General features: G+C 61.7%; 12 protein-coding genes and 1 riboswitch. Of the genes, 6 read left to right on the top strand and 6 right to left on the bottom strand.

Features of this window, described 5'->3' with window-relative positions; translation table 11 throughout:
- Positions 1-3: 3 nt before the first annotated feature.
- The gene (locus VJ604_RS07655) at positions 4-915 is read right to left on the bottom strand and encodes a putative 2-dehydropantoate 2-reductase (RefSeq protein WP_324081279.1); all 912 of its coding nucleotides are present in this window, start codon (positions 913-915) and stop codon (positions 4-6) included.
- 212 nt (positions 916-1,127) lie between these two features.
- On the opposite strand from VJ604_RS07655, the gene VJ604_RS07650 reads away from it, so the two are divergent.
- Positions 1,128-3,107 carry an APC family permease gene (locus tag VJ604_RS07650; RefSeq protein WP_324081277.1) on the top strand — a complete coding sequence of 660 codons (1,980 nt, stop codon included), beginning with the start codon at positions 1,128-1,130 and terminating at the stop codon, positions 3,105-3,107.
- A 207-nt stretch (positions 3,108-3,314) separates the two neighbouring features.
- Here the strand turns inward: VJ604_RS07650 and VJ604_RS07645 are convergent, their stop codons facing one another.
- The 3 genes from VJ604_RS07645 to VJ604_RS07635 form a co-directional block, all read right to left on the bottom strand.
- Positions 3,315-3,620 (bottom strand): hypothetical protein, encoded by a 306-nt coding sequence (locus VJ604_RS07645; RefSeq protein ID WP_324081275.1) that lies wholly within the window; start codon positions 3,618-3,620, stop codon positions 3,315-3,317.
- Positions 3,621-3,718: 98 nt separating this feature from the next.
- Complete coding sequence (locus tag VJ604_RS07640; protein WP_324081273.1) at positions 3,719-3,868, bottom strand: hypothetical protein; 150 nt, start codon at positions 3,866-3,868, stop codon at positions 3,719-3,721.
- A 112-nt stretch (positions 3,869-3,980) separates the two neighbouring features.
- Positions 3,981-4,057, bottom strand: a riboswitch (cyclic di-GMP riboswitch).
- A gap of 101 nt (positions 4,058-4,158) precedes the next feature.
- Positions 4,159-4,956: an AraC family transcriptional regulator gene (locus VJ604_RS07635; RefSeq protein WP_324081271.1), complete on the bottom strand. Its 798-nt coding sequence runs from the start codon at positions 4,954-4,956 to the stop codon at positions 4,159-4,161.
- Between the two features lie 139 nt (positions 4,957-5,095).
- On the opposite strand from VJ604_RS07635, the gene VJ604_RS07630 reads away from it, so the two are divergent.
- The 4 genes from VJ604_RS07630 (at position 5,096) to VJ604_RS07615 (ending at position 8,939) form a co-directional block, all read left to right on the top strand.
- Positions 5,096-5,887 (top strand): class I SAM-dependent methyltransferase, encoded by a 792-nt coding sequence (locus VJ604_RS07630; RefSeq protein WP_324081269.1) that lies wholly within the window; start codon positions 5,096-5,098, stop codon positions 5,885-5,887.
- 144 nt (positions 5,888-6,031) lie between these two features.
- A complete protein-coding gene (locus VJ604_RS07625) occupies positions 6,032-7,255 on the top strand; it encodes a TraB/GumN family protein (protein ID WP_324081268.1) in 1,224 nt (407 codons plus the stop codon).
- Positions 7,255-7,740, top strand: a complete 486-nt coding sequence (locus tag VJ604_RS07620; protein ID WP_324081266.1) for a hypothetical protein — start codon at positions 7,255-7,257, stop codon at positions 7,738-7,740. Before VJ604_RS07625 ends, VJ604_RS07620 begins: the two co-directional genes overlap by 1 nt.
- Positions 7,741-7,799: 59 nt before the next feature.
- Positions 7,800-8,939, top strand: a complete 1,140-nt coding sequence (locus tag VJ604_RS07615) for a glycosyltransferase family 2 protein (RefSeq protein WP_324081264.1) — start codon at positions 7,800-7,802, stop codon at positions 8,937-8,939.
- A gap of 138 nt (positions 8,940-9,077) precedes the next feature.
- On the opposite strand, the gene VJ604_RS07610 is transcribed toward VJ604_RS07615, so the two are convergent.
- Positions 9,078-9,320, bottom strand: a complete 243-nt coding sequence (locus VJ604_RS07610; protein WP_324081262.1) for a hypothetical protein — start codon at positions 9,318-9,320, stop codon at positions 9,078-9,080.
- 119 nt (positions 9,321-9,439) lie between these two features.
- Entirely contained in the window at positions 9,440-10,246 is an 807-nt protein-coding gene (locus VJ604_RS07605) for an amino acid kinase family protein (RefSeq protein ID WP_324081260.1), read from the bottom strand.
- Positions 10,247-10,953: 707 nt separating this feature from the next.
- On the opposite strand from VJ604_RS07605, the gene VJ604_RS07600 reads away from it, so the two are divergent.
- A partial coding sequence (locus VJ604_RS07600; protein ID WP_324081258.1) for a hypothetical protein occupies positions 10,954-11,630 on the top strand: 677 nt, incomplete at its 3' end.

The raw sequence follows: 11,630 nt of genomic DNA, 5'->3' as shown, positions 1-11,630 counted from the left end.
ACCTCACACCAGGGTGGCCTGCTCCAGGAGGGTTGCCAGCATCTCCACTCGCGGCATGGCGATCCCCTGCTTCTCCGCGTAGCAGAGGGGGGTGCGGAAGATCGCCTCGATCTCCAGTAGGCGCCCCTCCTCCCGGTCGATCTGCATGGACGGTTTGTAGACCCCCATCTTGTCGGTGAAATCGAGCATGGCGTCGGCAAAGCGCTCTCCGATGGGCGACAGCAGCCCCTGCGTGTTGGCGGCGCTGATCACCTCGATCATCAGCTCCCGTACCAGCTTCCGGGTGGCGCTCTTCGCCAGCAGTTGGTCGACCGGCTGCTGCACAAGGGCGCACAGCCCGTTGAAGGGGATGTTCCAGACCAGTTTCTCCCAGCGCGCGCGGGTCAGGTCGGGTGTGGTCTGGCAGGGGACGCCGGCCCTGCTGAAGAGGGCGGCGAGGCGCTCGATGCGGGCTGCCTCCAACCGGCGGTATTCTCCCAGCACGATCCGGCCGGCTCCCAGGTGATGCACTTCCCCCGGCTCCGCCCGGTTGGAACAGAGGAAGGCAACGCCGCCGATGACCCGCTCCCCGCCGAATACCTCGGCCAGCACCTCTTCGTTCCCCAGGCCGTTTTGCAGGGTCAGGATCTCGGTACCCTCGCCCACCAGGGGGGTGATCAGCTCCCGGTAGTGGACGTTGGCGAAGGTCTTCAACCCCACCAGCACCAGGTCGACCACGCCGATGGTGTCCGGGGTGCGGTGGGCCTGCACCTTGGGCAGCTGGAAGTCTCCGTTGATGGAAAAGACCCGCAGGCCGTTTCTGGAAACGGCGTCGTAATCGCGCCGCAGCAGGAAGTGGACATCCTCTCCGCTTCGCTGCAGCATCGCTCCGTAGTAAAGTCCCAAGGCGCCGGCGCCCACAATGGCAATGCGCATCCCTACCTCCCTCAGATGTGTCGGTCCGGGTACCTTACCACGGTGTGCTGCATTTTTGAACCCCATCCAGACGGCGATCTTGATGTTTTCTTGATGTCATCGAGACCCATCTTAACATCGCCTTTATGCGGGATTTGCTAACCTTCCGGTCAGCTCTTCAGTATTACGGGTGGGCGTGATCAACATGGTTGCGCTGCAGCCCGGGAGGTTATATGCATTCCAGTTCTGTCGCCAGCGATTCAATCTATCACAGGGTGAAACGCGCCATCTTCGGAGCGCCCAAGCATCTCAAGGACCGAGGTCTCTTCCACAGCATGTCGCTCATCCCCATCCTTGCCTGGGTCGGCCTGGGAGCGGACGGCCTCTCCTCGTCGGCGTACGGCCCCGAGGAGGCCTTCAAGGCGCTGGGGGGCCACACCTACCTGGCGCTGCTGCTGGCCCTCATTACCGGACTCACCGTCTTCATCATCTCCTACGCCTATTCCCGCATCATCGAGCACTTCCCGCACGGCGGCGGCGGGTACATCGTGGCGAGCCATCTGCTGGGGGAAAAGGCGGGGGTGGTTTCCGGCAGCGCGCTGCTGGTCGACTACGTGATGACCATCACCATCTCCATCGCCTCCTGCGTGGACGCCATGTTCAGCTACGTACCGCAGCAGTTCCATCACTACAAGGTCCCCTTTTCCTGCTTCCTGATCCTCTTCCTCATCGTGCTGAACGTGCGCGGGGTCAAGGAGTCGGTGACGGTGCTCGCCCCCATCTTCATGGTCTTCGTGATCACCCACATCATCATGCTGGTCTACGGTGTCAGCATCCATGCCGACCGGGTGGCGCCGGTGGTGAAGAACTTCAGCAGCGGCATCCACCACGACGTCTCCACCATAGGGGTCTTCGGCATCCTGCTCCTCTTCATGCGGGCCTACTCGCTGGGGGGCGGGACCTACACGGGGATCGAGGCGGTCTCCAACGGCCTGCAGATCATGCGCGAGCCGCGGGTGCAGACCGGCAAGCGCACCATGCTCTACATGGCTACCTCGCTCGCCTTCACCGCGAGCCTCATCCTGCTCTGCTACCTGTTCCTCGACCTGAAGCCGGTGGAGGGAAAGACGCTCAACTCGGTGCTTGCCGACTCGCTGTTCGCCAGGTGGCCGATGGGAAGTTGGGTCGCCTTCGTGACCATCTTCTCCGAGGGTGCGCTGCTGCTGGTAGCCGCCCAGGCGGGCTTCGTGGACGGGCCGCGGGTCATGTCCAACATGGCGATCGATTCCTGGCTGCCGCACCGGTTCGCGGCGCTCTCGGTCCGGCTCACCATGCGTAACGGCATCGTGCTGATCGGCGCCGCCGCCATCGCACTCCTCTTCTACACCCGCGGCTCGGTCGACGCGCTGGTGGTCATGTACTCGATCAACGTCTTCATCACCTTCTCCCTTTCACAGCTCGGGATGTCCAAGTTCTTCATCGGACGGCGCAAGGAGGACCCCCAGTGGATGCGCCATCTGGGCGTGCACCTGGTCGGCCTGGTGCTCTGCGTCTCCATCCTGGTGATCACGATTTTCGAGAAGTTCTCGGAAGGAGGGTGGATCACCCTGCTGATCACCTCGGTGGTAATCAGCCTTTGCTACGTCATCAAGAGCCACTACGTCCGGATACGCAAGGCGGTAAGCCAGCTGGATGAGGCGCTGCTCGACTTCCCCACCACGGGACCGGTGAACAACGCGCCGCTCGACCCCAACGCCCAGACCGCCATCCAGCTGGTCTCCGGCTACAGCGGCTTCGGGGTCCACACGCTCCTCTCCATCGTCACCACCTTCCCCAAGACCTACAAGAACATCGTCTTCGTGGCGGTGGCGGTGGTCGACTCCGGTTCCTTCAAGGGGGCCGAGGAGGTGGAGGCCCTGGAGGAATCGGTCAAGGCCGGGCTGGAGAAGTACGTCGACCTGGCACGGAGGCTTGGTTTCGCCGCGGAATACCGGATGGCGGTGGCGACCGACGTGGTGGAGAGCGCCACCGAGATCTGCTCGGAGGTCTCCAGCGAATATCCCCGCTCCACGGTCTTCACCGGGCAGCTCACCTTCCGGCTGGAGAAGTTCTATCACCGGATGCTGCACAATGAGACCGCCTTCGCCATCCAGCGCCGGCTGCAGTGGGGCGGGTTGACCACGGTGATACTTCCCATCAGGGTCTCCGCCTGATTGCCATGTACGTGTGATAACGGGAGAGGGAATCCCCACTCCCCTTTCAAGGTGGGGAAGGAGAGCGGGGCGGCGGTAGTGATCATAAAAAAGAGGACCGGCTTGGTTAGCCGGTCCTCCTCGTTTTCTAGTACATGGTCATTCCGTAGCTGGAGGGGGCGCTGTCCCCCGCCTCGCTGACCGCCCTGTTCGATGCGGACGCATCTTTTACTGCTGCGATTTCTCCGTTGTCTGCCGCTCGGTCATGCTCCTCTTCATTCTGCGCAGGTTCTCGTCTGCCCTCGCCTTCATCCGTTCCCTGAAGTTATGGTCGTGGGAGTACCTGGCCTGGAACTTCCTGGACGAGGTCGCTATGAGATGATCGAGCAGGAATTCGTAGTAGCTCTCCTCGGTGCAGCTCCCTTCCGGGATGACGAGGTCGTATTCCTGGATGCGGTGGTCGGTGTTGGTCTTGTTGGTCAGCACCGCATGGGGGTACTGGAGCCTCAGGGCGATTACGTCCGATCGGTCCACAAGCAGAACGTCTACAATAGCTCCCATAACAAGATCTCCCCGTTGGATAGAAGGTGTCGGGATGTGGCGGATAGTACTTATTCAGGAGGAGCGTTTCTTTAGGACCTTTTCTTCCTGCGCAGTCGCTGCGCGTCTTCCATCCGGTCGGCGCTTACCTTTCCCAGGTAATCGGCCAGCCAGGCGGAGATGAGAACGAAAACGGCGATCATGGCAAAAATCGAGGCAGGCGCTGTCAGTAAATCGGTCATGGGGTCTCCTTGGGTGCCTTGTCTGTTTCGTTGGCGGCCCCGCTGGCGGGCAGGGTGGCTTGGCGTCCCACGCGGACACTAAAAAAGCCGGGGCCTGAATATCGGAAGATATTTCGGCATCCCGGCTGTCTCAGAGAGACCCTCTAGGCTTTCCGTCCCATCCTCGCGGATGGTTTAGTATTGTCGTGTATCTGAGGAAACTATGTTGTTGTCTGATATCACTATGGAATATTCATGTCAACAAAATTTAACGTGGCCGTGAAAATAATTTTGTCCATCCACCTTCTGCTTCAGAGGGACTGCTGCCAGTATTGGCCGGGTGAGGTGCCGAGGCTGCGACGGAACATCTCGATGAAGGCGCTCAGGCTCTGGTAGCCCAGGTCGAAGGCCACCCGCGTCACGTTGTCGCCCCTGCCCAGCCGGTCGATGGCTTCCTGCAACAAAAGCCTCTTCTTCCATGCTCCGTAGGTCAGTCCCGTCTCGCGCACGAACAGTCTCGCCAGGGTCCGCGCACTGGCACCGGCCAACCCGGCAAGCTCCTCCAACTCCCGCCGGTCGCCGGGATCTTTCAGCAGTTCTTCCATGACCCGCAGCAGCCGTTCGTCACGCCCCATCGGCAGATGCAGCGGGGTTGCTTCGGCCTCCTTGAGTTGATCGAGGATCACCAGCATCAGCCGGAATTCGCCACTCTCCCCGCGGTAGCTGTCGCCGATCTTGACGGCCTGAAGGATCAGTTCTTTTAACAGCGGAGAGACCTTGATCACCGTGCAGTTGGTCGGTAGTCCCTGGCAGAAGGATGGATCGACGAAGAGGTTGCGCAGGAAGACCTCACCGGGAAAATAGACCTCGTGCTCCATATCCGGCGGTACCCAGACCGCCTGGGAGGGCGGCACCACCCAGATGTCATGCCGGCAGATGACCCGCATCACCCCGCTGCTTGCGTAGATCAGTTGCCCGCGCGGGTGGGCGTGGGGAGCCGCGCAGCCGGCCTGACTGACCTCCATGGAGAGCGGTATGACCGGCAGGGAGGGATCGATGGTGAACCCCACCGTCACCGGTGGCAACTTTGGCAGTTTCTCGGTATCCATTGTCCACATATAGCAAGACTGACAGGGGGGAGACAAGCTATATTGCAGCATCAGAAATCATCACGTGGTGCTGGCACGGGACGGTGGGGCCGAGCTTGCCAGCGCTCTCTTATCGGCGGGACAGGAAAGGAGAAAGCAGATGGATGCGCAAAATGTGGATGAGCAAAGGTCGCGGCATCAGGCGGAGATCGTCGAACAGTTTTCCCGGCAGTCGGTCACCTTCACCCAGGTGCCCGGACACTACGACGCCCTGCAGGTGCTGATCGCCATGTCCGAGGTCTCGGCAAGCGACCAGGTGCTGGATGTCGCCTGCGGCCCGGGGATCGTCGCCTGTGAGTTTGCCCGCCATGCCGAATCGGTCACCGGCATCGATATCACCCCTGCCATGATCGAACAGGCGGCCAAGCGCCAGCAGGAGGCAGCGCTGACAAACCTGGCCTGGCTGGTGGGCGATGCCCTCCCGCTCCCTTTCCCGGACGACGCCTTTTCCCTGGTGGTCACCAGGTACAGCTTCCACCACCTCCTCTCTCCGGCCCAGGCGCTGAGGGAGATGATCCGGGTCTGCCGGCCGGGCGGCCGGGTGCTGGTCGCCGACGTAGCGATGGAGTGCGACAAGGTGGAAGCCTATGACCGGCTGGAGCTGATCCGGGACCCTTCCCACACCCACGCGCTGACCCGGGAGGAGTTGGCCGGGCTGTTCAGCCAGTCGGGACTGCTCGATTGCCGGACCACGAACTACGGTGTCCACATCAAACTTGAGGACCAGTTGCGGGCCTCCTTCCCGAAGCCGGGGGACGAACTGGTGCTGAGGGAGATGGTGGTGAACGATATCGGCGTCGACCGCCTCGGTATCAACGCCCGAAGAGAGGGGGGAGAAGTGATCTACACGGTGCCCATATCGGTGTACGTCGGGCGAAAGGGTGCAGCCTGATGCCGTGCGGCACCCGCGCCTTCCAACCGGCGCCCCCCTGGAGCGGAAAACGGGCGGCCAGCTTGAGGGGAGGACAAGAGTAGACAAAGCACCTCCGCACCCCGTATGATGGGGCCAGTGGCAAGCGATGGCTTCCTGAGGGGGATGAAAGCGATGATGAGACGGTTCGGCAATCTGTTCCTGCTGTTGTTCCTGGCTGACGGGGCCATCTCCTTTCTCGACCACCTCGTCCGGCTGATCGCCCCGCTTTCTCCTTTGGACTCTCTGCAGCGGATGGTCGCCAACCTGGTGATCCTGGTGGCCCCGGTCGTCTATCTCTGCCTGGGGATCGACCGGCGGCTTCCCAAACGGGTCTTCCTGCCGTTGATCATCTTCGTGTTCTCCTGCCTGTTCGCCCTGTTACTGGTCCCCTCACTGTCTGGCTCGACACCGTTCGGCCTCCTGATCTCCGCGGCGCAGCTCGCTCTCTGCCTGCTCCCGTTGAACTGTTTCAGCAGGCGGGGACGCCCTTCCTTGACCATGCCGCCCGAGCTGTTCGACCGTCCCTCTTTCAGTCCTAAGAACACGGTCACCTTCGCCGCCGTCAACCTGCTGGTACTCCCCTGTTTCCTGGTGCTTCTGTTGGCGGTCACCGTCAATGCCTACATGGAGAAGTTCACCTCGGGTTTCATGCACATCGCCCCGGACGGATTGCACATGTCCGAGAAGGTCTACCGCCGGGGCAGCCAGACCATCAGGCTGGCCGGCATGATCCACGTCGGTGAGAAGGACTATTACGAGAAGGTGGTAGGGGCGGCGGCGCCCGGCCGCACCCTTATCCTGGCGGAGGGGGTCTCCGACAGCAGGGAGCTTTTGAAGAATCGTCCGGATTACGGCAAGCTGGCTGGTTACCTGGGGCTCGCCACGCAGCAGGACCGGATGCGCTTCGAGGGAAGGATGATCGACCAGGAGGAACTGGAGCGCTCCCTGCCGGCGCGGCAACGCAAAGACCGCGGCGGGATAGACATCCTGCGGGCCGACGTCGACATCAGCTCCTTCCAGCCGGTAACCGTCTGGTTCCTCGACAGCCTCGGCAAGCAGATGAACGAGAGCCCGACCCTGTCCAGTCAGCTGCTCGCCTCCGTCGCCTGGTCGGAGAAGAACGTGACGCCGGCCATGCAGCAGACCATCATGGACGACATCCTCAACCGCCGCAACCAGGTGGTGATCAAACAGCTCCGCAAGGCGCTCGACCGCTACGACAACGTGGTGGTCCCCTGGGGGGCCTTGCACATGCCGGCCATCGAGCAGGAGGTCGTGAACCAGGGGTTCCAGCTCCAGCAGGTGCGGGACCGGGTGAGCATCCATTTCTCGAAGAGAGAGCCCTGATGAGGTTGCTGCTCGCCGTTGACCTCGGCCTGAAAACGGGGCTTGCCCTCTACGGTGAGGACGGCAGGCTGATATGGTACCGCTCGCAGAACTTCGGCAGCACGGAAAGGCTCAGGCGCGGGGCGCACGGTATCCTGAACGGGGTGCCGGGGGTGGCCGCCCTGGTGATCGAGGGGGGCGGCAACCTGGCGGTGGTCTGGGAGAAGGAGGCGGAGCAGCGGGGGATCGCGGTGCGCAGGGTGGGGGCCGAGGTCTGGCGCCAGGCTTTCCTGCTGCCGCGCGAGCAGAGAAGCGGCTCCGATGCCAAGAGACACGCGGGGGAGATGGCGCGCAGGATCATCGACTGGTCCGGTGCCTCGCGTCCAACCTCCCTTCGCCACGATGCGGCGGAGGCGATCCTGGTCGGGATTTGGGGTGTGCTGGAGCTGGGTTGGATCGGCTCGCTCCCCAGGGAGATCCAGCGGATAATGAGCCCTGCCAGGTGAAGCGCTAACCACGAGGATGAAGAAGTAACCCGGAGAATGCCCCTGTGACCACCATCCTGTTGTCTGTTGCTGTTGCGACGCTTGTACTGACCCTGCTCTCGGTGCTGGACCTGGTGATAGGAAACCGGCGCGTGGTCGCCCTGCGCGACGTCCCGCCGGTTGCCGGCGACGACGCCCCCCGGGTCTCCATCGTGGTGGCGGCGCGCAACGAGCAGCGCCACATAGGCGAAGCGCTGCAGTCACTTTTGGGGCTTGGCTACCCCAATTACGAGATCATCGCGGTGGATGACCGCTCCGAGGATGATACCGGGGCGATCCTGGACCGGCTGGCGCACAAGCATACGCGGCTGAAGGTCATCCACGTGGACTCCCTCCCCCCCGGCTGGCTCGGCAAGAACCACGCCCTGTGGGTGGGGAGTCAGCGGGCCACCGGGGAGCTGCTGCTCTTCACCGACGCCGACATCTTCATGGAGCAAAGCGTGCTGGGACGTGCGGTCGCCTTCTTCAGGCAACACCGGCTCGACCACCTGGCGGTGACCCCGTCGGTACATATGCCTACCCTTTTTCTGGCCATGTTCGGCGCCTCCTTCATCATCTATTTCTCCCTCTTCGCGCGCCCCTGGAAGGCGCGCGACCCCAAGAGCCGCTGCCACATCGGGATCGGTGCCTTCAACATGGTGAGCGCCGCCGCCTACCGGCAGGTGGACGGCCACCAGGCGATACGGCTGCGTCCTGACGATGACATCAAGCTGGGGAAGGTCCTGAAGGGGGCCGGCTTCCGGGAGGATGTTGCCTACGCTCCCGATCTGCTGTCGGTGGAGTGGTACGCGTCGGTGGGAGAGGTGATCAGGGGGCTGGAGAAAAATGCCTTCTCGGGGGCGGATTACAACATCCCGCTGGTGCTGCTGGGGGTCCTCTTTCACTCGCTCTGCAGCGTCTGGCCGTTTGTGGCGATCTTCGTGACGGCAGGTCCGGTAAGGCTGGTCTACCTGGCGGTGGCGGCGCTCATCCTGCTGGCGGTGGCCGACAGCACCCGCTTCCACGGCTCCCGCTCCTGGTACGCCGTCGGGTATCCGCTCACCTCGGTCCTGTTCGTCTATATCATGCTGCGAACCATGCTGCTGAACCTGCTGCAGGGGGGCATCTACTGGCGGGGGACCTTCTATTCGCTGAAGGAGCTGAAGGCGAACCGGGTGTGACGGGGGCGGTCTGCGGGGAGTGGACGAAATGGACGCGAGTGGACGGGGTGGACGGGGTGGACCCCATCCGCCGGTGCCGCAAAAAAAGAGGGGGAGCCGAATCGGCTCCCCCTCTTTTTGTCTGTGCTGCCCGCGAGGTCAGGCGGCGTGCTCGTGGCCGTGGTGGCTTTCGACCTCGTCGTCGTGCTCGTGCTTGGGGCCGCGCGGCAGCTCGACCAGCTCGGCTCCCACCGATTCGGCGATGAACTTGAGCTCGCTCATGCGCAGGTGCTGCCCGTACACCTTGAGGTTGAGGTCGTGGACGGCCACCAGGATGTAACGCGGCTGCCTGGCCCCGTCCTGCATCTTCGTTCTCTGCCGATAAAAGATCTTTCCTGCCATAAAAGGGTGCCTCCTTTCCTTTGTCCTCCCTGGGTACTTCGGAGGGTATAGCAAGGAGTATACACTAATCTTTCACCTCTATAAAAGCATTTGCCGTATGCACCGCCACCCGCCGGCTGTCATACTCTGATCACCGTTCCCACCTTCTCCCCTCTGCTCGCCTTGGCGATATTTCCGCGCTGGTGGCCGTTGACGATCCTGATCTCCTTCACGTTGGTGGTGTCTCGCAGCAGGTAGAGCATCTTCCGCTCCAATACCATGTCTTCCATGTCCAGCTTGATCAGTTCCTCGACGGTGATCTCCTCTATCAGCTCCGCCTTCGGGTTGACCCTGGGGTCCTCGGTGTAGAGGCCGTCCACGTTTTTGACCAGGATGCAGCTCTTGGCACCCAGTACCTCGGCCATCAGGAGCGCTCCGGTGTCGGTGCGGTGGGGCGGGATGAGCCCGGTCTCGGGTGGATGCTCGTACAGCCCGTAGGGCGGGGTGCCGTGGATGACCGGCAGCAGGTTCAGGTGGAGCAGGGTGGGAAGTTCCAGCAGATCGCCGGTCTTGACGCGGGTGCCGCCCCACTTGGAGAGGAGCAGGGTGACGATCTCCGCGTTTTGCTCGCTGATCTTGCTGGCGAGCTCGGCCAGCACGCCGGTGGGCATGCCGAGGTCGATGCCGATGTCGAGGATGTGTCTGACCCTCACGCCGCCCCCCGTCACCACCAGGACCTTTTGCTGCTGCGAAAGGGTCCCTATCTCCTCCATGAGTGGGAAGACCACCTCACGGCCGTAGTCGATGATGCCGTGGCCGCCGATCTTGATGACGTTGAGGTCGGGGACCAGCCTCAAGGTCGTGGTCTCGGCATGTCTGCGCATCAATCCCTTCCGAACCAGGGTTTCCCCCTTCAGGTGTGATTGGATCTCGTGACGACCGGTCATGGCAAAGCCTCCATATCCTGGAGTTGGCAGCTAGCGTGCTGTGGGCGAGGGCAGGGAGCAATTCTATAGAAACACGGAGGTGCAAGCAAGCAGTTTTCTTGTAATTTTTCATGGCAGGACATCAAGCTTCCTGGGCGGCGACTGCAACGGATTTGTGGAGGGGTGCCGTCTTGGTACTCTTCACAAGCGGGAGGGGCACGGAAGCATGTGAGGACGATAATGAGAGATGGTGCAGTATCTTGATGTGCAGTCGCTGCTTCGGAAGGGGGTGCAATTGATATGACTAACCCTTCGATGTTGCTTCATATTTCAAACAACTATGAAGTTAAGCATAAAAAAAGGGCGTGCGTATAATATTTAATACTAATTAAAGCGAAAAAACCAAATACTTTGCCAAAAAAATACGGATAAGTTATACTTTTATTTGTGTTGTGTATGTTAATTGTAGATTACCCGTATTTTTAACAAGTGTTGACAGCTTCAGGCTGCAAGAGATATTAGTAAGATAAACTGATGTTGTGAATAAAAAGTCCATATGGCGATAAATAATATTTGTGAAAATTGCAACAGCGCCCTCTCCCGGAGTGCGGGGAAGCACAATCTGGAAGAGCGGCAAGGGGAGCACGCGCGGATGTGCTCCAACGGGTCAGCCACCCTCTCCGGAGGAGGGGAGGGATATACCTCGGAGGTAGAGAGGAGGTACAACCATGAAAAGGGTTAAAACATTGCTGTTAACGACAGTGGCAATAGCCGGCTTGATCTGCCTCAATGCCGGAGTCGGCTTCTCCGCCAGCTCCAGCATGGGTACCGGCGCCGGAGGGTCGTCCAGTATGGGGACCTCCAGCTCCGATCTTCCCGCTGGAACGGGGGCACACACAAGAACGTTCAGTGACTTCACCGTAGAGCCTAGCGGAGGCGGTTCGGTGGGCACCGGAGCCGGCGGCACCTTCGGTACCGGCACGGGGGGCGGCACGACCGGTACCGGCACCACAATGGGTACTGAGAGCGGAACGGTAGGTGCCGGCGGAACCACCGGCACGGGCACCGGCGGCACAACCGGGACCGGCACCGACAACATGGGTACCGGAACCAACATGGGGACCGGCACCGACAACATGGGTACCGGAAATAACATGGGGACCGGCACCGGCAACATGGGAACCGGTAACAACATGGGGACTGGCACCGGCAACATGGGGAGTGGTACCGGCAACATGGGGACCGGTACTAACAGGGGCACCGGCACAGGGGGCAGCATGGGCACGGGTACCGGCGGTAGCATGGGTACCGGCACCGGCGGTGGCATGGGTACCGGCACTGGCGGCGGCATGGGTACCGGCACTGGCGGCGGCATGGGTACCGGCACTGGCGGCGGCATGGGTAC

It is taken from the genome of Geomonas sp. (assembly GCF_035254065.1).
In the GTDB taxonomy this organism is placed as follows: Bacteria; Desulfobacterota; Desulfuromonadia; order Geobacterales; family Geobacteraceae; genus Geomonas.
The sequence above is the reverse complement of the archived record's forward strand: the minus strand, read 5'-3'. Positions and strand labels throughout refer to the sequence as shown.